The organism is Providencia sp. PROV268, assembly GCF_028477805.1.
GTDB classification, from domain to species: domain Bacteria; phylum Pseudomonadota; class Gammaproteobacteria; order Enterobacterales; family Enterobacteriaceae; genus Providencia; species Providencia stuartii.
The window spans coordinates 50,141-72,525 of the sequence record NZ_JAMPLW010000016.1 but is presented as its reverse complement, the minus strand read 5'-3'; the positions used below and the strand labels follow the sequence as shown (position 1 = coordinate 72,525).

The 22,385-nt window shown below is 43.7% G+C and carries 19 protein-coding genes; 4 read left to right on the top strand and 15 right to left on the bottom strand.

The annotated features are described in order from the left end of the window. The first annotated feature begins 153 nt into the window (after nt 1-153). Both glnL and glnG read left to right on the top strand, forming a co-directional pair. A complete protein-coding gene (gene glnL / locus PR699_RS13035) occupies nt 154-1,203 on the top strand; it encodes a nitrogen regulation protein NR(II) (protein ID WP_004923641.1) in 1,050 nt (349 codons plus the stop codon). Nucleotides 1,204-1,212: 9 nt separating this feature from the next. Then, on the top strand, nt 1,213-2,658 hold the full coding sequence (glnG, locus tag PR699_RS13030; RefSeq protein WP_004923638.1) for a nitrogen regulation protein NR(I): 1,446 nt from the start codon (nt 1,213-1,215) through the stop codon (nt 2,656-2,658). 12 nt (nt 2,659-2,670) lie between these two features. On the opposite strand, the gene PR699_RS13025 is transcribed toward glnG, so the two are convergent. After that, on the bottom strand, nt 2,671-3,549 hold the full coding sequence (locus tag PR699_RS13025) for a LysR family transcriptional regulator (protein WP_014657004.1): 879 nt from the start codon (nt 3,547-3,549) through the stop codon (nt 2,671-2,673). Between the two features lie 236 nt (nt 3,550-3,785). Here PR699_RS13025 and ampC point away from each other — a divergent pair, with 236 nt between their 5' ends. Further along, the gene (ampC, locus tag PR699_RS13020; RefSeq protein ID WP_101495262.1) at nt 3,786-4,877 is read left to right on the top strand and encodes a class C beta-lactamase; all 1,092 of its coding nucleotides are present in this window, start codon (nt 3,786-3,788) and stop codon (nt 4,875-4,877) included. Between the two features lie 38 nt (nt 4,878-4,915). Here ampC and hemN read toward each other — a convergent pair whose 3' ends face one another. From hemN to greB, 14 genes are all read right to left on the bottom strand, one after another. Then, entirely contained in the window at nt 4,916-6,289 is a 1,374-nt protein-coding gene (hemN, locus tag PR699_RS13015) for an oxygen-independent coproporphyrinogen III oxidase (RefSeq protein ID WP_014657006.1), read from the bottom strand. A 210-nt stretch (nt 6,290-6,499) separates the two neighbouring features. After that, complete coding sequence (yihI, locus tag PR699_RS13010; RefSeq protein WP_004923620.1) at nt 6,500-7,027, bottom strand: Der GTPase-activating protein YihI; 528 nt, start codon at nt 7,025-7,027, stop codon at nt 6,500-6,502. 200 nt (nt 7,028-7,227) lie between these two features. After that, on the bottom strand, nt 7,228-8,562 hold the full coding sequence (locus tag PR699_RS13005; RefSeq protein ID WP_004923617.1) for an NCS2 family permease: 1,335 nt from the start codon (nt 8,560-8,562) through the stop codon (nt 7,228-7,230). A gap of 215 nt (nt 8,563-8,777) precedes the next feature. After that, complete coding sequence (locus PR699_RS13000; protein WP_004923612.1) at nt 8,778-9,530, bottom strand: amino acid ABC transporter permease; 753 nt, start codon at nt 9,528-9,530, stop codon at nt 8,778-8,780. Between the two features lies 1 nt (nt 9,531). After that, entirely contained in the window at nt 9,532-10,284 is a 753-nt protein-coding gene (locus PR699_RS12995; RefSeq protein ID WP_014657009.1) for an amino acid ABC transporter permease, read from the bottom strand. Between the two features lie 102 nt (nt 10,285-10,386). Next, nucleotides 10,387-11,217 (bottom strand): ABC transporter substrate-binding protein, encoded by an 831-nt coding sequence (locus PR699_RS12990; protein WP_004923605.1) that lies wholly within the window; start codon nt 11,215-11,217, stop codon nt 10,387-10,389. A gap of 308 nt (nt 11,218-11,525) precedes the next feature. Further along, entirely contained in the window at nt 11,526-12,242 is a 717-nt protein-coding gene (phoU, locus tag PR699_RS12985) for a phosphate signaling complex protein PhoU (RefSeq protein ID WP_014657010.1), read from the bottom strand. Between the two features lie 13 nt (nt 12,243-12,255). Next, a complete protein-coding gene (gene pstB, locus PR699_RS12980; protein ID WP_004923601.1) occupies nt 12,256-13,032 on the bottom strand; it encodes a phosphate ABC transporter ATP-binding protein PstB in 777 nt (258 codons plus the stop codon). A 37-nt stretch (nt 13,033-13,069) separates the two neighbouring features. Next, nucleotides 13,070-13,951, bottom strand: a complete 882-nt coding sequence (gene pstA / locus PR699_RS12975; protein WP_004923598.1) for a phosphate ABC transporter permease PstA — start codon at nt 13,949-13,951, stop codon at nt 13,070-13,072. A 1-nt stretch (nt 13,952) separates the two neighbouring features. Next, nucleotides 13,953-14,909 carry a phosphate ABC transporter permease PstC gene (gene pstC / locus PR699_RS12970; protein ID WP_004923595.1) on the bottom strand — a complete coding sequence of 319 codons (957 nt, stop codon included), beginning with the start codon at nt 14,907-14,909 and terminating at the stop codon, nt 13,953-13,955. 112 nt (nt 14,910-15,021) lie between these two features. Next, on the bottom strand, nt 15,022-16,065 hold the full coding sequence (gene pstS, locus PR699_RS12965; RefSeq protein WP_004923592.1) for a phosphate ABC transporter substrate-binding protein PstS: 1,044 nt from the start codon (nt 16,063-16,065) through the stop codon (nt 15,022-15,024). Between the two features lie 744 nt (nt 16,066-16,809). Beyond that, nucleotides 16,810-18,141, bottom strand: a complete 1,332-nt coding sequence (envZ, locus tag PR699_RS12960; RefSeq protein WP_071599669.1) for a two-component system sensor histidine kinase EnvZ — start codon at nt 18,139-18,141, stop codon at nt 16,810-16,812. Continuing rightward, nucleotides 18,138-18,857: a two-component system response regulator OmpR gene (ompR, locus tag PR699_RS12955; RefSeq protein WP_004923581.1), complete on the bottom strand. Its 720-nt coding sequence runs from the start codon at nt 18,855-18,857 to the stop codon at nt 18,138-18,140. The genes envZ and ompR overlap by 4 nt, the downstream gene beginning before the upstream one ends. A 247-nt stretch (nt 18,858-19,104) precedes the next feature. Further along, nucleotides 19,105-19,590: a transcription elongation factor GreB gene (gene greB, locus PR699_RS12950; protein ID WP_014657013.1), complete on the bottom strand. Its 486-nt coding sequence runs from the start codon at nt 19,588-19,590 to the stop codon at nt 19,105-19,107. Nucleotides 19,591-19,748: 158 nt separating this feature from the next. Here greB and PR699_RS12945 point away from each other — a divergent pair, with 158 nt between their 5' ends. Beyond that, nucleotides 19,749-22,082, top strand: a complete 2,334-nt coding sequence (locus PR699_RS12945; RefSeq protein ID WP_014657014.1) for a Tex family protein — start codon at nt 19,749-19,751, stop codon at nt 22,080-22,082. The last annotated feature ends 303 nt before the right edge of the window (nt 22,083-22,385 follow it).

The window sequence follows — 22,385 nt, the reverse complement described above, 5'->3', positions numbered from 1 at the left end:
TCTTTGTTGCCGTGAAACATTTGCCCCATCTCTGATGGGGCCTTTTCTCCTACTTTCAGTGGTATCATTTTATTTACGGCACCGTTATTCAAATTGCAGCTTTGTTGGGTAAATCAAGTATAATGCACCAAAATAGTGCAGGAGCAGAATTACATGAAAGCCGAACATTTGCCAGCACCGGAACATATTCTTGATTCACTGTTAAACAGCGTCTTAATCGTTGATTATGACCTTGTGATCCATTATGCCAATCATGCGGCTTTACAAATACTTGCCCAAAGCCAACGTAAAATATATGGCACCCCATTACCTGTACTTTGCAATTATTGCTCCTTAAATGATGAGCTAATGTTAAATAGCTTAAAAGAGGGCCATAGCTTCACCGATAACGAAGTTACGCTCGTTTTTAATAATCATTCCCATGTCATGTCGTTAAGTGCACAGCCTTTCTCTGCTCAGTTTATTTTGTTGGAACTGTCTCAATTAGATAGCCAACGCAGGCTCAGCCAAGAGCAGGTACAAAATGCTCAGCAATTGGCAGCAAGAGAGCTGATCCGGGGTTTGGCTCATGAAATAAAAAACCCATTAGGCGGCTTAAGAGGCGCTGCACAGTTGCTTTCAAGGGCATTACCTGACCCAAAACTGAATGAATATACGCAAGTTATTATTGAACAAGCCGACCGATTAAGGGCATTAGTCGATAGATTACTTGGCCCCCAATACCCTGGGCCAAAAACACAACAGAGTATTCACCACAGCGCTGAAAATATCGTGCGCCTTGTGTCATTAGAGAAACCCGAAAATATCACGTTAATACGCGATTATGACCCTAGTTTGCCTGATCTTGAGTACTATCCCGATCAAATTGAACAGGTTCTACTCAATATTATCCGTAATGCGTTACAAGCACTTTCCGATACGGGTGGCACAATAACGCTACGCACTCGCACAGCATTTCAGGTCATGTTACAAGGGGAGCGTTATCGCTTAGCCGCTCGTATTGATGTTGAAGATAATGGCCCAGGTATTCCACCCGCTATCCAAGATACGTTGTTTTATCCTATGGTAAGTGGTCGCGAGGGCGGAACAGGATTAGGCTTATCTATCGTTCACAGTTTAGTGGATCAGCACGCTGGGAAAATTGAATTTACCAGTTGGCCCGGTCATACCGAATTTTCTATTTATCTACCAATTAAAAAATAGGGGATAACAATGCAGCAGGGAAAAATCTGGGTTGTTGATGATGACAGTTCTATTCGTTGGGTGCTTGAGCGCGCCTTAAATAGTGCCTCTTTTCATTGCACCTGCTTTGACAGTGCCGATGCTGTTCTTGCCGCTTTAGAGCATGATTGCCCTGATGTTTTGTTATCAGATATTCGTATGCCGGGTATTGATGGTTTAGCCTTACTTAATCGGCTAAAGCAGTCGCACCCATCGCTTCCCATTATTATTATGACGGCACACTCTGATCTTGATGCAGCGGTAAATGCTTATCAATCGGGGGCTTTTGATTACCTACCTAAGCCTTTTGATATTGATGAAACCGTCGCTTTAGTCGAACGCGCCTTGAGCCATAGCCGAGAACAAAACCACCTCGAACGTGATTCTAAACAGAAAACGGAGAGTGTCTCTTCCACCATGATAGGTGAAGCTCCTGCTATGCAAGAGGTTTATCGGATCATAGGTCGCCTCTCTCGCTCATCCATTAGTGTGCTGATTAATGGTGAGTCCGGTACAGGTAAAGAATTAGTTGCACATGCACTGCATCAGCATAGCCCCCGTGCCAACGGCCCTTTTATTGCTCTCAACATGGCGGCTATTCCTAAAGATCTCATTGAGTCAGAGCTATTTGGTCATGAAAAAGGGGCCTTTACTGGCGCCACACAGGTTAGGCAAGGCCGTTTCGAGCAAGCTAATGGCGGCTCACTATTTCTTGATGAAATTGGCGATATGCCTCTAGATATACAAACACGACTATTGAGAGTTCTTGCGGAAGGGCAATTTTATCGTATCGGCGGTTATACTCCGGTAAAAGTCGATGTGCGTATTATCGCAGCAACACACCAAAATCTAGAAAAACGTGTTAAAGAGGGGCTATTCCGTGAGGATTTATTTCATCGCTTAAATGTCATCCGTGTACAGCTCCCACCATTACGTGAAAGAACAGAAGATATCCCACGTCTTGCCCATTATTTTTTACAAAATACTGCCAAAGAGCTAGGTGTCGATAGTAAGGTGCTACATCCAGATAGTGAACATATTCTGCAACGCTATCATTGGTCCGGTAACGTGAGGCAATTGGAGAACGTTTGTCGCTGGTTAACGGTTATGGCGGCTAGCCAAGAAATTCTACCGCAAGATTTACCAGAGGACCTGTTGGATAGCCCACAACCGGACGATGCTAGCGAGGAGCCAGCAGCACGTCAGTCTGTCACAAGTCATCATCCATCATGGTTTGAACTGCTCGAGCAGTGGACACACAGTGCATTAGCTGAAGGTAAAGAAAACTTATTAGCTCAAACCGTTCCTCTAATGGAGCATACCATGCTAAATTGCGCCCTCAAATATACGAATGGGCACAAACAAGAAGCGGCTCGTTTATTAGGTTGGGGGCGAAATACTCTCACCCGCAAATTAAAAGAGTTGGGTATCGAGTAAATCACCACAGGCTTATTTCTGCACCTCTGCAAGTAGCCAATGACGAAAGATAGCCATTGCAGGGGTTGTCGGTCGTGATTTCAATCGACTCAGCCAATATCCCCCTAAAGTGACGCTAATATCAAACGGTTGAACCAATGTACCGGCGCTCAATTCGTGCTCGAACATACAACTTGGAGCCAGCGCCACGCCATCCGTTAACAGCGCAGCTTCAACCATTAAGCGCGAAGAGTCGAAAATTGGCCCTTTCACTCGCCATGGCTCAAGCTCTGCTGCTATCTGCCATTTTTCCCATTCGTCTTTACGATAAGAGCGCATCAAACTGTGATCTTTTAAATCTAATGGATGAGTTAACTTATTGGCCACTTTTTCAGAGCACAGTACGGTATGAGCCGCTGAAAACAGCGCCGTATTTTCTGCTAATGGCCACAATCCTTCCCCAAAACGGATCGCAAAATCAACCCCCTCAGCTGCTAAATTAACCACGTTATTGTGCGTCATGATGCGCAAATCGATATAAGGATACAATGCAGCAAAAGCGGGTAAGCGTGGTAATAACCAACCTACGGCAAACGTACCGACAACGGAGACACTCAAGACTTCATGGTAATGCCCATCTTCAAATTGTTGTAACAATGACTCTATTTGGTCAAATGAGCGGCTGAGTACAGGAAGTAAAGCCAACCCTTCATCGGTCAGAGCCAGCCCCCGAGGTAAGCGAATAAATAGCTCAAGTCCAAGCTGCTCTTCCAGCAAACGTACCTGCTGACTCACAGCGGCTTGGGTCACATTCAACTCCAGCCCTGCTCTTGTAAAGCTTAGGTGCCGCGCTGAAGCTTCAAATGCTCTCAACGCATTCAAAGGGAGACGATGACGATAATTCCCTGACATAAGTTTTTCTTTTACCTCATCGAATTTTATATCGTTTCAAATCAGAATTTAAAATAGGCATACTCTTTGCTCATCATCGGACAATACGGTATTAATCAATGCCTCAGCATCTAAGGCATGTGGAAATTAGAATACCTGAATTTTAATTATCAATAACTAAAACTTTTACTTTAATGGATAACTCTATGAAAAATATTTTTCGTCAGAGGCGGCTTTTTATCGCCTTAAGTTTAGCAATGACATCGATTTCCGCCTTTGCCCTTACACAGCAAGAGGTCGATGACATTATCAAGCCCCTGATGAAACAAGAACAGATCCCGGGTATGTCTGTTGCCATCTCAGTGAATGGCAAACAAGCTATTTACCATTACGGTGTTCAGTCAAAACAGACCCAAATTCCTGTTTCTGATAGGACGCTGTATGAAATTGGCTCCTTATCAAAAACCTTTACCGCAACACTGGCAACTTATGCGCAAATTCAAGGAAAACTCGATTTTAGCCAAAGTGTCAGTCATTACCTACCTGAATTAAAAGGCAGTGCTTTTGATAATGTTAGCGTGATGAATTTAGCCACCCATACATCAGGGTTATCGCTATTTGTACCTAGCGATATCAAAACCAACGATCAATTAATGGCGTATTATCAAAAATGGCTTCCTGACAATGAGGTTGGACAATATCGTTCTTATTCAAATTTAGGGGTTGGGTTACTTGGTATCGTGACGGCAAAGCAACTTAATATGCCTTTTTCTCAGGCTATGGAAAAATTGATGCTGCCTTCACTTGGCTTAAAACATACTTATATCCATGTTCCCAAAAGCCAAGAGAAATATTACGCACAAGGCTACAATAAGCAAAATCAGCCTGTTCGCTTAAACCTAGCAATCCTTGGTCCAGAGGCTTATGGCCTAAAGTCCAATGCCAAAGATTTGATCCGTTATTTAGAAATCAATATGCAATCCATTAAAGTGGCGAAAACTTGGCAAGAAGCGATTGAAAACACCCATACAGGCGTTTACCTAACCGATTCGTTTGTGCAGGATATGATGTGGGAAAGCTATCCATGGCCGGTGTCGCTTTCACAATTACTGCAAGGCAACCGTGATGATATGGCTCTCAAACCACAAAAAGTGGAATTGATTAAGCCAGCCATGGCGCCAGAAGTACGCGCTTATTATAACAAGACTGGCTCTAGCAATGGCTTTGCGACATACGCGATATTTATTCCAGAAGAGAAGATTGCCATTGTTATGCTATCCAATAAATGGATACCTATTCCTCAGCGCATTACAGCGACTTACCAGTTACTAGAGAAAATCGAACGCTAAATACTCAAACGGCTCCATTGTAATATGGAGCCATGTATTTAAATAACACGAGAAAATTGGCGTTGACGCATTTGATTACGCAAATAGACATCAAAGCACATACAGATATTACGGATCAGCAAGCGCCCTTGAGGAGTCACCTTAATCGCGGTTTCTGTTATTTCGACTAAGCCATCTTCTTCCATCGGTTTTAACAGCGCTAAATCCTCTGCAAAATAGCGTTTAAACTCGATAGGATAAAGCGCCTCAATTTGCGCATAATGAAGTTGGAAATTACAAATCAGTGTCTTTATCACATCTCGGCGTAAGCAGTCATCATTGGTTAACACTAACCCACGCCACAAAGCATGCCCTTGCTCTTCTACTTGCGCATAATAGGTTTTTAAATCTTTTTGGTTCTGCGCATAACTATCACCCAACATACTGATCGCCGATACGCCCAATCCTAATAAATCACAATCCCCTTGAGTGGTGTAGCCTTGGAAGTTGCGATGTAAAATCCCTTCACGCTGTGCAACGGCTAACTCATCTTGTGGTTTGGCAAAGTGATCCATACCAATAAACTGATAGCCTTCTGAGGTTAAGGTCGCGATGGTTTCTTGCAAAATATCCAGTTTTTGCTCAGCACTTGGCAAGTCTTCATCTTTAATTTTACGCTGTGCCGCAAACAAGTTAGGCAAATGAGCATAGTTAAACACGCTCAAACGATCCGGTGACAGTTCAATCACTTTTTTCAAGGTAAAAGCAAAGCTTTCTGGGGTTTGCTTTGGTAGACCGTAAATCAGGTCAATACTGGTTGATGTAAACCCCGTTTCTTTTGCTCGATTAATGAGCGCAAAAATAAAATCTTCATCTTGTTCGCGGTTAACTAAAACCTGAACATCTTTATTAAAATCTTGCACCCCCATACTCAGGCGGTTGAACCCTTCGCTGCGCAAATGATCTATCATATCCAGTTCAATTTCACGGGGGTCTACCTCTATCGACATTTCAACGTCATCAGAGAAATGGAAGTGTGTTTTGAGCAAAGTGACCAAATGGCTAACTTGAGCCTTATCGAGATAAGTAGGTGTGCCGCCGCCCCAATGCATCTGTGTAACGGTTCGCCCTTTTAATAAGGCTGCACGTTGAATAATCTCTTTTTCGATGACCTGCAAGTATTCATCTGCTTTATGCTTTTGCCGTGTCACCAGTTTATTGCAGCCACAAAAATAACAAAGCTTATGGCAAAAAGGGATGTGAACATAGAGCGATAATGGGTTTTCAGGGTAGCGTTGAGTTGCAGCCACAAACGCACTCTCATCATACTCTTGGTTAAATTCCAAAGCTGTCGGGTATGACGTATAGCGTGGCCCTGAATAATTATATTTTTGGATGAGAGAGAGATCCCAAACGATATTTTGCTCTGACATTAACATTCCTCAATTGCGCCGAATACCTACTTACAGGCTGTATCTTATGCTTTTTTATTGGCGAACTTATATACACGACATAATAACATAAAAGAAATTATAACTTGTGATTGGCAAGAGAGAGTTGATGCAGCACCAAAAGTCGCATGACTTGAATGAATTTTAACCAAAACCTCCTCCAGCAGTGCACCGGAGGAGATAGAAAAACGATTATTTACTTTTCAGGATACGCATAATGTCATCCAGTTTATCTTCGTCTTCTTCTTCATCGTCGTCGGTCAGTTCAATACCTAAAATAGACATCAGCTCATCAATGCGGTCTAAACAAGTATCAATATACGCCTGCTCTTCCGCTGTCACCGTTTCACCATCTTCTAAACGCGCCAACAAGCTATCTAAACGATCGTCCTGCTCAAGCATTTCAAGCTCTTGCTCTGGTGATAATTTAACTTTTACTGCCGGCTCTTTAGCGGGCGCTGGGCGTGTTACCACCGCATTATCATCAACAACCAACGGAATCGGTTTTTTGCTACCCACACGTGGGTCTAGGGCCTGATTTTGATTTCCAGACTTGCTATTCGTTGATTTTTCTTGATAACGCGCCCCTGATTTATTACCACGATGCTTTTTCTGGCGTTTGCGCTCACGCCCTTCTGCATTAAGCTCTTCTTTTGTTTTACGGTACTTTTTCTTGGTTTTGCTGGCGGTTTTACTTGCCGGTTTTTTTGGTGAATTCATGGTCTGATACCTTGATAAGTCAGTTTCTGCTGCGGAATCTAGCAGAATCCCTCAAGCTGTGAAAGCACTTGAGCAGCAATTAAAACGGTTTTTTGCATTTTGTTTGTCAGTCTTATTGATTATAGCTCGAATTGATAGCAATTAAGAGTATTTGATGACAAAACGGCTCCAAGAAGGGAGCCGTTAGATAAGGAAGGTGATTAGGCGTCGACTAAAACCATTTTTAAAATAAATAAAATGGAAACTAAAACAACACATAACCCTAAGTCGCGCCAACGACCAGTACCGATCTTCATTGCACAGTAAGCGATAAAGCCTAATGCAATACCTTCTGTAATCGAAAAGCTAAATGGCATCATGACCGCAGTAATAAATGCAGGCACCGACTCCGTCAAATCATCCCACTTCACACGCGTTAAACTGGATGTCATCAACACGCCAACATAAATCAGCGCGCCCGCGGTTGCATAAGCAGGAACCATACCCGCTAAAGGAGAAATAAACATGGTTAATAGGAATAACACCCCGACCACAATGGCAGTCAGACCAGTACGCCCACCAACAGATACCCCCGAAGAGCTTTCGATATAAGCGGTTACCGATGATGTTCCCATTGCAGAGCCGGCAACAGAACTTAAGCTATCCACATAGAGTGCTTGCTTCATGCGCGGGAATGTTCCGCGAGCATCAGTAATGCCAGCTTTATCCGTAACCCCAATCATTGTGCCGGATGAGTCGAATAAGTTAACCAACATAAAAGCAAAGATGACCCCAGACAGCGCCAAGTCCAGTGATCCCAAAATATCGACTTGCCCCACTACACTGGTGATGCTAGGTGGCAAAGAGAAGATGCCGTTGAACTTCACATCGCCTAATGCAAGGCCAATCAAGGTAGTGACCACAATGGAAACTAATACTGCTGCATGAATATTACGGGCAGCTAAAATTGCAATAATGAAAAAGCCCAGAGCACCTAACCAAACGTTATGTTGGGTGAAGTTACCAATGGAGACTAAAGTGTCTGGATTCGCCACGATAATACCTGAATTTTTCAGCCCCATCATGGCAATAAATAGACCGATACCGCTGGTGATCCCCACACGCAAACTCAATGGAATATTTGCAATGATCCAGTAGCGGATACGAAAGAGTGTTAGAATAAAGAGACCCACAGCGCCCCAGAACACAGCGCCCATCGCAACTTGCCATGAATACCCCATCGCCCCAACGACGACAAAAGCAAAAAAGGCATTTAGCCCCATTGCTGGTGCCACCGCGATAGGTAGGTTTGCTAATAACCCCATCAAAATACTGCCGATAGCCGCAATTAAACAGGTCGTTACGAATACGGCTTTAATGTCCATCCCTGCGACAGATAAAATTTGAGGGTTAACAAAGACAATGTAGACCATTGTGAGGAAGGTTGTAAAACCTGCAACGACTTCAGTTTTCGCCGTTGTTCCGTGTTCTTGTAATTTAAACACGCGTTGGAACAGACCCTGTTGTTGCACAGAGCCAGAAGATTGATTACTCATTAGATATTGCGCCCAAAAAAAGTTTTTTTCGCCCTATCCTACAACAAACAAATCGAGAGTGTTACCGTTAAAATGAAAAAAAGAAAACGTTTGCGTGATGATAATACTCAAAAGTGCGTTAACTTACTGATACAGCAAGATGAATTGGAATTTACAGAAAAAAGAAATTTTTGCGTGATCGTGGCGGCGCCATTTGCACCGCCACATTATGATGATTACGATAAGGCGAGTAGCTTCTGCCTACGCCAAAAGAGTAATGACCGCTTCGCAGCAAATGGTTTAGCCCCACGATGATGACTTAAACGTTTTGCTATCAAGTTGGCGACAATTTCTAATGTCAGACAGATGACAAAGTAAATAAACGCGACAAATAAGAAAATTTCGAGTGGATAAACCATTTCACGGTTATTCACCTGTGTTGCCAAAAATGACAGTTCAGCAACGCCCACAATGTAAGCCAAAGACGTGTCTTTAATCAGCGCAACCCATTGGTTAATAAACGATGGCACCATCATGCGTAATGCTTGGGGTAAAACTATTTGCCAAAGCACTTGCCAACGGCTAAAACCTAACGATAAGCCAGCCTGCCATTGCCCTTTGCCTATTGCTAAAATGCCCGCCTTAACCGCATGGGCCAAATACGCCGACGTGATTAAGGCGAGAGCGCAAATCACTGAGGCGATACCCGGTATTTCGGTTCCGAGCACAACGGGCAAAAAGAAATAAGTCCAAAAAATCAGCATAATGACGGGAATGGCGCGGAAAAAGCCTAAAACAGCAGCGAACAGGTTCATCCAGAAACCACGTAACATCGCTAAGGCAACACCACCAAGCGTACCGAATACAATCGACATTGCCCCCGCGACCAAGCTGATAATTAATGTTAATGCGGCACCTTCAATAGGGCCATCTGGAAACGCACCAAACAAAAGGTACTGCCAGTTTTGCTCAATGACTGAAAAATCCATCTTACACACTCTCCACTAAATTACGTTGCGCTCGCCACTGCCCCCAACCTTCCATTACCGCGATAATCGCAATATACAGCACAGTGGCTAGGCCAAATGCCGTAAATGTCTGTAGTGTTTGGCTTTCAACCTGACGTGATACATAAGATAGCTCAGCCACACCAATCGCCATGGTTAAAGAGGAGTTTTTAACGACATTCATGTATTGCCCGAGAAGAGGTGGCATGGCTATTTTAACGGCCTGGGGTAGCACCACATGTTTCATCGCTTGCCACCCTGTTAAACCCAGCGCAAAAGCGGCATATTTTTGGCCTTGTCGTACACCACGGATACCGGAGCGTATTTCTTCGGCAATAAATGGTACGGTATATAACGTTAAGCCAATAAAACCTGCTAAAAATTCAAACGAAGGCCAACTGAGCGTCATCCCCGCAAATGTGATTTCGTGGGGAGTATTAAGCCACGCCATCATATCCGATGATAAAATTTCACCGGAAGCGAAATACCAGAAAAAGAGTTGTACCAACAACGGGGTATTGCGAAAAACGGAAACATACACTCCGACAATCCAGCGTAGCGGAGCAATTTGGCTATCCCTTGCCGCAGCAACCACAAAACCTAATAACGTTGCAGCGATAATGGTACAAATGGAGATCCAGAGGGTCAGTAAAAAACCATAACCAAACCATTCCAAATACTCGGGAGCTAAAAAATGCTCAGAAAGAAACTCGCCGCTCGTTAATTTTTCAAACATAAGTGCTGCCTTTTATAACTAAGAACCCCGCGATAATATGCGGGGCTATTTATTCTATGCTTATCGACCAGTGAGCATGGAATCGGCGAAATAGAACGCCTATTATTTTTGCTGATCCAGTGGTGCAAATTTGAACTCACCGCGAGGTTGAGCGGCCTTTGTATCAGGGCCAAACCAACGGTTATAAATCTGTTCTGCTTTGCCTTCTTTTTCAAGCTTCAACAACGTGTTATTCACATTTTCGATTAAACGTGTTTCACCTTTAGCGGCAGCAACCGCTTGATATTCGCGAGTGATGCTAAATGGAGAGATTTCAAAATCTGCTTTGACTTTCTCAGGTAAGTTACCAAGTAATCCCACTAATTTTGCATCGTCTTGGGTAATTGCTTGTACGTTACCATTGCGTAAAGCCGCAAATGCCTGTGGTGTATCATCATAAGAAATGACTTTTGTATTCGGATAACGTTCACGTAATGTCACTTCTTGCACGGTACCTTTGTCGGCACCAATACGTAAAGGTGCGATATCATCAGGCGTCTTCAATACCCCTTTGCGCGCAATAAACTTTTGCCCTGTTGCAAAATCAGGAATAGAAAAATCAACCTGCTTAGCACGTTCATCAGTGATAGTGAAATTTGCCCCAATTAAATCGACTTTACCTGAAGTCAGTAGTGGAATACGGTTTGCTGGGTTGGTTGGACGCAACTCTAACTTGACGCCAAGGTCATCCGCTATCGCCTGTGCGATATCAACATCATAGCCCGCGAGTTTTTTCGTTTGTGGGTCAATAAAACCAAATGGTGGGTTACTGTCAAAAACAGAGATACGGATCACACCCGCTTGCTTAATATCATCCAGCTTATCTGCATTGGCGACATTGGCCACCAGCGCAAGGCCTGCAAGTAGTGCGGTAGTTAAAACGCGAGCTTTCATTGAACACCTCTGACGGTAAACTTATGTAAATTGACCATCCCAAGTTATCAAGGAACGCTTATTTCTTGAAATACTATTAGTTAATATATTTATATCAAAAAAGAATATAGAAATGCGGATATAAAAAAAGGGCAAACACCATCGGAGACGCCCTAAATTATGGTCTAAACCATGGATAGCCTTTTCTTATAACGAAAAGGAAAAACGGAAATGTTTAAAGGTTGACTAGAGCGGGTATCACCCCAGACGAAAAAGAAAGTTTGTACCAAGGAGTCACCGTGAGGCGGCCCCTTGGCGGCATTACCTCGTTATTCCTTCTTAGTGATCATCTTTTCTAAGCGGTCACCACCTACATGGCGGAAGTCTTGGCCTTTGACATAGTAAAAAATAAATTCACAGATGTTTTGGCAACGATCACCGATACGTTCAATAGAGCGAGCACAAAACAGCGCAGTCAGTACACTTGGGATAGTCCTTGGGTCTTCCATCATGTACGTCATCAGTTGACGCACGATCCCTTCGTATTCTTGGTCTACCTTTTCATCTTCTCGATAAATCCGAATGGCTTCTTCCAAGTCCATGCGTGCAAAGGCATCTAAGACATCATGCAACATTTGCACAGTATGACGGCCTAATGACTCTAGGCTCACCAATAACGGCTGGTGCTGGTGAGAAAACTTTTCCAATGCAGTTTGGCAAATTTTATCGGCAACATCACCAATACGCTCAAGTTCGGCAATCGTTTTAGAAATTGCCATAATCAGTCGCAAATCGCTCGCTGTCGGCTGGCGTTTTGCGATAATTTTCACGCATTCTTCATCAATAGCCACTTCCATCATATTGACTTTATGGTCATTTTCGATAACTTCGCGCGCAAGAGCCTCATCCTGATTATGCATCGCTGTGATAGCTTTGGTGAGCTGTTCTTCAACCAGCCCTCCCATTGTCATCAACTCTGTATGGATATGTTCCAGTTCAGCATTGAACTGCCCAGAAATATGTTTGTTGTGGTTCAGCGTATCCATAGTCGGCTCCATATCAACCGTAACGACCAGTAATGTAGTCTTCAGTTTGTTTCTTTTCAGGTGTGGTGAACATCTTGTCTGTATTATTAAACTCAATCAGCTCACCCAAATACATAAAGGCCGTATAATCAGAACAACGCGCAGCCTGTTGCATATTATGAGTTACGATCACCACGGTGTATTCAGATTTGAGTTCGCTGATCAACTCCTCAATGCGCCCTGTTGAAATTGGGTCAAGAGCTGAACACGGCTCATCAAGCAATAACACTTCTGGGCGGATAGCAATACCACGTGCGATACATAGACGCTGTTGCTGACCACCAGATAGGCTATAACCACTTTGATGTAATTTATCTTTGGTCTCATTCCACAGAGCCGCTTTGGTTAATGCCCATTGAACGCGCTCATCCATCTCTACACGAGAGAGTTTTTCAAACAGGCGTACACCAAATGCAATATTATCGTAGATTGACATTGGGAATGGCGTTGGTTTTTGGAATACCATTCCGACCTTGGCACGTAACAGAGCGATATCCTGTTTGTCTGTCAGAATATTTTGACCATCAAGTAAGATTTCACCTTCCGCACGCTGTTCACCGTACAGCTCATACATTTTATTGAAGGTACGCAGTAAGGTCGATTTACCGCAACCAGATGGGCCGATAAAGGCGGTGACTTTATTTTTTTCGATATCTAATGAGATATTTTTTAATGCGTGGAATTTCCCGTAATAAAAATTAAGGTCACGTACTTTAATCTTACTGTTTGCAATATCATTTGCATTAATCATGGCAACTTCTCTCTATAAATCTTTATTCAATCCGGGGTTAGTGTTTTTTCTGAGCAAACACAACACGTGCGACGATGTTAATTAACAAGACACATAGGGTGATTAATAGAACCCCTGCCCATGCCAGTTGTTGCCATTCGGAGAACGGGCTCATCGCAAATTTAAAGATAGTGACGGGTAAGTTAGCAATTGGCTCATTCATATCCGTACTCCAGAACTGGTTCGACAGTGATGTGAACAGTAATGGTGCGGTTTCCCCCGCAATACGAGCAATAGCCAGCAAAATACCTGTAATGATCCCGGAGACAGATGCTTTAAGCGTAATCGATAAAATCATTTTCCATTTTGGCGTACCTAGCGCATATGCGGCTTCTCGTAAGCTATCCGGTACTAACTTCAACATGTTTTCAGTGGTACGGATAACAATCGGAATTTGCAACAACGCCAATGCGATAACGCCAGCCCAGCCAGAGAAGTGCTGCATTTGCGCCACCACAATGGTATAGACGAATAGCCCCACCACAATCGATGGTGCTGAAAGCAAAATGTCATTAATAAAACGCGTTACAGAAGCTAGCCATGATTTACGGCCATACTCTGCCAAATAGATCCCTGCTAAGATCCCAAGCGGTGTACCCACGACCGTTGCCCACAAGATCAACAGCCCACTACCTACGATAGCATTAGCAAGGCCGCCCCCTTCCGTATTCGGTGGAGGAGTCATTTCTGTGAACAAGTTCAATGACATGCCATCGAACCCTTTGGTAACGGTTGAGAACAAAATCCAAATTAACCAGAACAGCCCAAATGCCATCGTTAGCATCGAAACAAACAGAGCGATTCGGTTAACTTGGCGTCGCCATGCCTGACGACGGGCTCGTTCTTTTTGATTAACGACAATATTATCGGATGTCGACATATTAACGGCCCTCGTTCTTCGCTAAACGCATAACCATGAGTTTTGATATCGCCAGAACAATAAAGGTGATAACAAATAGAATTAACCCAAGTTCCATCAGCGCGGCGGTATGTAGACCACCTTCCGCTTCGGCAAATTCATTCGCCAATGCAGAAGTAATACTGTTACTCGGCATAAACAACGAGAAACTATCCAGTTGATACGTATTACCAATTACAAAGGTCACCGCCATTGTTTCACCAAGCGCGCGCCCTAAACCTAACATTACCCCACCTATCACACCGTTACGTGTATAAGGCAGAACAATATTCCAGATCACTTCCCATGTGGTACAACCGATACCATATGCTGACTCCTTCATCATGACAGGTGTTTGTTCAAACACGTCACGCATGACAGAGGCAATATAAGGAATGATCATAATGGCGAGGATAATACCTGCTGCCAAAATACCAATCCCGAATGCAGGACCTGAGAAAAGCTCACCGACAATTGGGATACTCGACATCACATTGCCGACAGGCTCTTGAAAATATTCCGCAAACAGCGGCGCAAAAACAAACAGCCCCCACATACCATAAACGATACTAGGAATGGCAGCGAGAAGCTCAATCGCAATCCCTAATGGGCGTTTTAACCAATTAGGTGCAAGTTCAGTTAAGAAAAGAGCAATACCAAAGCTCACGGGTACTGCAATAATCAGGGCAATCAGTGATGTGACGATGGTGCCATAGATAGGCACAAGCGCACCAAACTCCTCAGCGGGAGCATCCCATTCTTTAGTCCATAAAAACGAAAACCCAAATTTTTGCATACTCGGCCACGAGGCAAAAATAAGGGAAATAATGATGCCACCAAGCATTAACAAAGTGATTAGCGCGGCAATTTTGACTAATGCGCCAAATATCACATCGCCTGACTTGCTCGGTGCTTTAAATGCCGTTGTTTTTTCGGCCATGCGCTTTGTCTCATCCTACACCTACTTTATTTAGTAGGATTTAGTTACTACGTCAGAAGGCGGATGTTAATCCTAAGCATCCGCCTACCATTACCAACCCGAGGCTCACTGATTAGAACAGTGGTTTGCCTTGGCTATCTTTGACTTCTGTTTTCCATGCTGCACGAATTGCTGTCACAACTTCTTGAGGAAGGATAGCATAATCCAATGCTTCTGCTTGCTGACCACCTTTCTCATAAGCCCAGTTAAAGAAATCGAGCACAGCTTTTCCTTTTTCTGCATTCGCTTGATCTTTGTGAACTAAGATAAACGTGGTTGAGGTAATTGGCCATGCGTTCTCACCATTACGGTTAGTCAGGTCTTGAGCGAATGACTTAGACCAGTCAACTTTCTTCGCTGCTGCGCTGAAGCTTTCACCTGTTGGGGAAACAACCTTACCATCTGCGGAAATGAGTTTAGTATAAGCAAGGTTATTCTGTTTCGCATAGGCATACTCCACATAACCGATAGAGCCTGGTAAACGCTGGACGAAAGCTGCAACGCCATCGTTACCTTTACCTGCGACGTTGTTTTTCGGCCAGTTTACTGTAGAGCCTGCACCAATATCATTTTTCCAGCTTGAGCTGACTTTTGATAAGTAGCTCGTAAATACGAACGTCGTACCTGAGCCATCAGAGCGTCTTACCACTGCAATGTTTTGATCGGGTAAGTTAACACCTGGGTTCAATTTAGCGATGGCAGGATCATTCCATTTGGTGATTTTACCGAGGTAGATATCACCTAATGTTGTACCGTCTAATGTCAATTGACCTGACTGGATACCTTTTACGTTAACCGCCAGTACCACACCACCGATTACGGTTGGGAACTGGAATAGGCCATCTTCTTTCAATTTTTCATCGGTTAATGGCGCATCAGACGCACCGAAATCAACCGTTTTTGCATTAATTTGTTTAACACCACCAGAAGAGCCAATCCCCTGATAGTTCACTTTATTACCTGTTTCTTTCTGATAAGAGTCCGCCCACTTAGCATAAACAGGAGCAGGGAATGTTGCACCCGCGCCAGTTAAGCTTGTGGCAGCAAAAGAAGACATTGCAGTCATTGAAAGGGTTGCTGCCATTACGCTAGCTAAGGTTGTACGCATCATTTTCATAATCCCTCCGGGGATGTATAGAAACAATTAAGTAGTAAATTGTTGGTGAAATGTCACGGTAGGAAAAATAGGACAATTTGATGACAACAACATGTCTGATTTATGACAGTTTTATGACAATTGACGACTTTCGTCTAGCTATCGAAAAAAAACAGCAGCTTAAAAAACAAAATCAGTCATAAAATCAATGAGTAATGAAATATAGAGCAGAATATCTCTATATTGAGACCACCATGACAAACTGTCATAAAAAAGTCGTAAAATCCTTTTTTACTGCTTCTCTATTTTGATAATACGGTTTAATTCACCGTTTCAAGGGAGAAACATGCGCTTGCCATCAAGGGATTAAAATCAGCAATTTGCGTATGCGGTCAGACTACCATCACAAAATGGTCATCTCGCGTGGTGCCTGCTTTATGATAAAGCAGGCAGATAATCAGCGAAAATTGAGCCTCACGCCAGCTACGCAAACAACAAGCAAATATTCATTGTTCTTTATTTGACTTGAAAACCGGATGTTGTTTGAGCTGAGCGATTACTTGATCCATCCCCGTTTTACCATGAGTGGTCTGCGATGATGCCGCTATAGTGTTGCGAAGACCTGCAAATTTTGCCATCGGCGGTGGAGGTGGCGGTGTTATAGAGTAAGTTATTTTTTATATGATGACTGGCGCGTAAGATAGGCGTTAATACCGAAATAAAATAGAAGGTAGGTCGTTTTATACGACCCACTACCGACAATGGTTACTCTTCTTTTTCTTTCAATGGCAGGAGTGCACGAATGGCGAAACCGCCGCGTTCACTTTTATGGATTTCGATACTACCTTCATGGGCATCGACAATACGACGGATAATTGCCAATCCTAGCCCTGTTCCCTTATTGCTACGGGCTTTTTCACCTTGCACAAAAGGTTGGAAGAGGCGTTGAATATCTTCTTCTTTGATACCTGCACCATCATCTTCCACTTGGAACCAAACCGAATCCTCATTTTTGCCACTGCTCACTTTGATCCAGCCGTTACCATAGCGATAAGCGTTAACAATCATATTGGTGATGGCGCGTTTAATGGCTAATGGATTCGCATTCACGATCAGACTACCCGGCTCCAGTGCCGTTTCAATTTCACCGGTCACGCTCGTTTCAGCGGTAACTGCCTCATTGAGGATGCTATTTAGGTCACAAAACTCCATATTCATTTCCTGACCCGTTTTCAGGTAGTCCATAAACTGACCAATAATCGCATCACACTCTTCAATATCCTTATTGATGGATTCTGCTAGGTAGCCATCTTCAGGGCTCATCATTTCCGTCGCCAATCGGATCCGTGTCAGTGGGGTACGTAAGTCATGACTGACCCCCGCCATTAAAATTGTCCGATCATTTTCAAGCGTCTTTATGCCCGCAGCCATATGATTAAAGGAGCGGATCGCGGCTCTTACCTCAGTTGCCCCTTTTTCCTGCATGGCGGGTAATATGACCCCTTTCCCCACTTGCCCTGCATGGTATTCAAGTTCAAGTAATGGCTTGTTTTGGTAACGAATATAGAGCCAGACCCCTGCAAAAATAGACAGGAAAATGGCTAAAGTATAACGGAATACTAACGAAAATTGGTTTTGCCCAATTTCAGTTAATGGCACACGCACCCAGATATCAGGCGCAAGATAGGAGGTTAACCAAAGAATAGGATATTCGCGGCCAAGCTCAAGACGCACTTGGGCTTCGCCACCAATATATTCCGACATGTTTTCGCTGAGAAAATCGTATTCTTTCGCCCAATTTAAGCCTTCTTCCATCGCGGCTGATTGAGCATAAAAGGTGATCCCCAACTCATTGTAGATTTTTTTACGTAATGCGGGAGAGACCCGTACTGTGGTTCCATCTTGCAGCACCATCCGCTCCGTCATTAATGTTCGCACTTCATAAGCCAACACTTTGTTGAATTGCTGCAAACTTGGCATAACAACAAAATTCAGCACCACCATATAGCTGGTGACAAGGCTGGCAAACAGTAATGCAACAAACAAAAATAACGAACGCGAAAATGTACTACGGCGAGAGAACCTCAGTCGCTTCATGCTTTACTACCGTCCGGCACAAATACATAGCCCAAGCCCCAGACTGTCTGAATGTAGCGAGGGTGAGCTGGATCTTCTTCAACCATACGACGTAAACGTGAAATTTGAACGTCAATTGAACGTTCCATCGCACTGTATTCACGGCCTCTCGCTAAGCTCATCAGCTTATCACGAGATAATGGTTCCCTTGGGTGCGAAACCAATACTTTAAGTACAGCAAACTCACCGCTCGTCAAAGGCATATTTTCTTCGCCTTGGAACATTTCACGGGTGCCTAGGTTCAGTTTAAACTTACCGAAGGTAATAATCGCATCATCCTGAGATGGTGCGCCTGGCAATTCATTTGCTTGGCGACGTAATACAGCACGAATACGTGCAAGTAATTCACGCGGGTTAAAAGGTTTAGGAATGTAATCGTCGGCGCCAATCTCTAAACCAACAATACGGTCAACCTCTTCACCTTTAGCCGTTACCATAATAATCGGTATTGGATTGTTTTGGCTGCGTAAACGACGACAAATTGACAGACCATCTTCACCTGGCAACATCAAATCTAAAACGATTAGATGAATCGACTCCCTCGTTAGGATCCTATCCATTTGTTCAGCATTCGCGGCACTACGTACCTGAAATCCTTGCTCTGTGAGGTAGCGTTCAAGCAAGGCACGCAAACGCATATCATCATCGACGACAAGAACTTTATAGCTTTCTTGCATTTTGTAGCCCTCAAGATGTGCAATCTATCGAAATTATTTTTAAAATAAGAATATACCCACCATGCTCCAAGCTGTATGGGTGTTACAAAGCGCTGCTATCTAAATCACAAAAATAGTCATGACGATAAATTTTTACTTGCGCTTAATAACGGCATATCACCTGAATTATTTTGTGTATAAGTAAAATATAAGATAGTTAACGTCCTAATTTACCATCAACTTGAAATTTAATGAATAATTTTACGCCTTATAGGACTAGCGGTTTATAACTAATTTCTAACACTGTATAGGTTACCCGCCCCCCAGGTGTATTCACCGTAATTTCATCATCAACCTGCTTACCAACTAGCGCGCGAGCAACTGGAGAATCAATAGAAATCCAATTTTTGGATGGATTAAACTCATCGGCACCGACCAATCGGAATATTCTGATATTTTCATTATCATCTTCTAATTTCACCCATGCGCCAAAAAAGACTCGCCCTTCTTGCCGTGGATCTGGTTCGACAATTCTTAGTTGATCCAATCTTTTAGATAAAAAGCGTACTCGACGATCAATCTCTCGCAAACGCTTTTTACCATAAATATATTCCGCATTTTCTGAACGATCACCTTGAGCCGCAGCTTCAGAAACCGACTGAGTGACTCTTGGGCGCTCCTCTTTCCAAAGATATTTAAGTTCTTTGTCTAGCGCATCCCAACCTTCGCGTGTGATTAAGAGACTCTTATTCATAACCTTCATAAATCAGTAAGCAAGTTAGATAATTATAAATTATATACAGAATTAATCTTTAACTTTAGCAAAGTTCACCCTAGAAATTCTGCTTCTGTGCAAGTATAACAGTGCCATAAATTTTTTAACCATTCTTTGACTAGGTATTAAAAAGCGACATGAATGAAACTCTAAGCCAAATAATCGCGGGAGAGCTACAAGTTCAACCGAAACAGGTATTTTCTGCTATCACCTTGTTAGATGAAGGGAATACGGTTCCTTTTATTGCTCGTTATCGTAAGGAAGTCACAGGAGGCCTTGATGATACTCAGCTTCGCCAATTAGAGAACCGTTTAGGCTATTTACGAGAGTTAAATGAACGCAAGCAAACCATCCTCAAGTCAATCGAAGAACAAGACAAACTCACTCCCGAACTCGCCGCTGCTATCAATAACACCTTAAATAAAACCGAGCTTGAAGACCTCTACTTGCCCTTTAAGCCCAAACGCCGCACTCGTGGGCAAATTGCTATCGAAGCAGGCCTAGAGCCGTTAGCAGACACATTGTGGAATGACCCCACTCAATCCCCCGATGATGTCGCTCAATCCTTTGTCAATGCCGAAAATGGCGTGGCAGATACGAAAGCGGCTCTCGATGGCGCTCGTTATATCTTAATGGAGCGTTTCGCCGAAGATGCAGCATTATTAGCTAAAGTTCGCGACTATTTACTGAAAAATGCCCATTTGGTTTCCAAAGTTATCGATGGCAAACAAACCGAAGGCGCTAAATTTAGTGACTACTTTGATCACCAAGAACCTGTTTCTTCCGTTCCGTCGCATCGCGCATTAGCCATGTTCCGTGGTCGTAATGAAGGTATTTTACAGTTATCACTAAACTGTGACCCGCAATTTGAAGAGCCACCAAAAGAAAGTTACTGTGAAGAGATCATTACTCGTCACCTTGATGTTCGATTGAATAATGCACCAGCAGACCAATGGCGTAAAGCGGTTATTAGCTGGACATGGCGCGTCAAAGTATTGCTACATCTCGAAACTGAGATTATGAGCTCACTGCGCGAAAAAGCAGAAGAAGAAGCAATCAATGTGTTTGCGCGTAACCTCAGTGACTTATTGATGGCGGCACCAGCCGGTATGCGAGCGACTATGGGGTTAGATCCGGGTCTACGGACAGGGGTGAAAGTCGCGGTGGTGGATGCGACAGGTAAACTTATCGCAACGGATACTATCTATCCACACACAGGTCAAGCGGCTAAAGCGGCGGCTAGCGTTGCGGCCTTATGTCAAAAACACCAAGTCGAGTTAGTCGCTATCGGTAACGGAACGGCTTCAAGAGAGACTGAGCGCTTCTTTGCTGACGTACAAAAACAGTACCCCGAAGTCACAGCACAGAAAGTGATTGTGAGTGAAGCGGGGGCCTCCGTTTACTCGGCATCAGAGCTGGCCGCTCAAGAATTCCCTGATCTTGATGTGTCACTGCGCGGAGCCGTGTCTATCGCACGCCGCTTACAAGACCCCCTCGCCGAATTAGTGAAAATCGACCCGAAATCGATTGGTGTTGGTCAATACCAACACGATGTGAGCCAAACTCAATTGGCTCGTAAACTCGATGCCGTGGTCGAGGACTGTGTAAACTCTGTCGGCGTTGACTTGAATACCGCTTCTGTTGCCTTGCTAACCCGCGTTGCAGGTCTAAGCAAAATGATCGCGCAAAACGTGGTAAATTGGCGCGATGAGAATGGCCGTTTTGCAGATAGAAAACAGCTTCTAAAAGTCACTCGCTTAGGGCCAAAAGCCTTTGAACAGTGTGCGGGCTTCTTACGGATCACCAACGGCGATAACCCACTTGATGCTTCTGGCGTTCACCCAGAGGCTTATCCCGTTGTTGAAAAGATCCTCGAAACTGTTCGCCAGCCCCTTAAAGAGATTATGGGCAACTCCTCTGTTTTAAATAGCTTAAGCCCTCGCGACTTCACAACAGAGCAGTTTGGGGTTCCTACTGTTACCGATATTATCAAAGAGCTGGACAAACCGGGCCGCGACCCACGCCCTGAGTTTAAAACGGCGACCTTTGCCGAAGGCATTGAAACCATGAATGACTTAGTCGCAGGCATGATTTTGGAAGGTTCGGTGACTAACGTCACTAATTTCGGCGCTTTCGTTGATATTGGTGTGCATCAAGATGGCTTAGTGCATATTTCATCGCTGTCTAACAGCTATGTTGAAGACCCACATAAAGTGGTTAAAGCAGGTGATATCGTTAAAGTAAAAGTGATGGATGTTGATATCCCTCGCAAACGTATCGCCTTATCGATGCGCCTTGATGAACAACCCGGCGATACCAATAGCGCCCCACGCCGCCATAATGACCAGCAAGAGAGAAACTCACGTAAACCGCAATCTGCACAACGTGACATGTCACGGAAAAACCAAGCCGCCACTGGAAACAGTGCGATGAGTGATGCCCTCGCTGCCGCATTCGGTAAAAAACGCTAATCCCTCAACCTCTACAATCCGATTTCTCTTTGATTGTAGAGGTTTTTACTCACGCCCAAGCTATTTCGCCCCGTGAATAATTAACAAAACAAATACATTAATCGATTTTAATTTACTCTATAAATTTATTGGGTTTCGCCTTGGTGCGCGGCAAACTCAATGCTTAGTTGATCCACATCAATTAAATTTGACGAAAAAAGAGGCTAAATATAACGAATAGTTGATGATTATTATTATCATTATTGATTAGATTTTTTTCTGTTTATGCTGACTTTTTACTTGTATCTCTCTTAATAACAATCA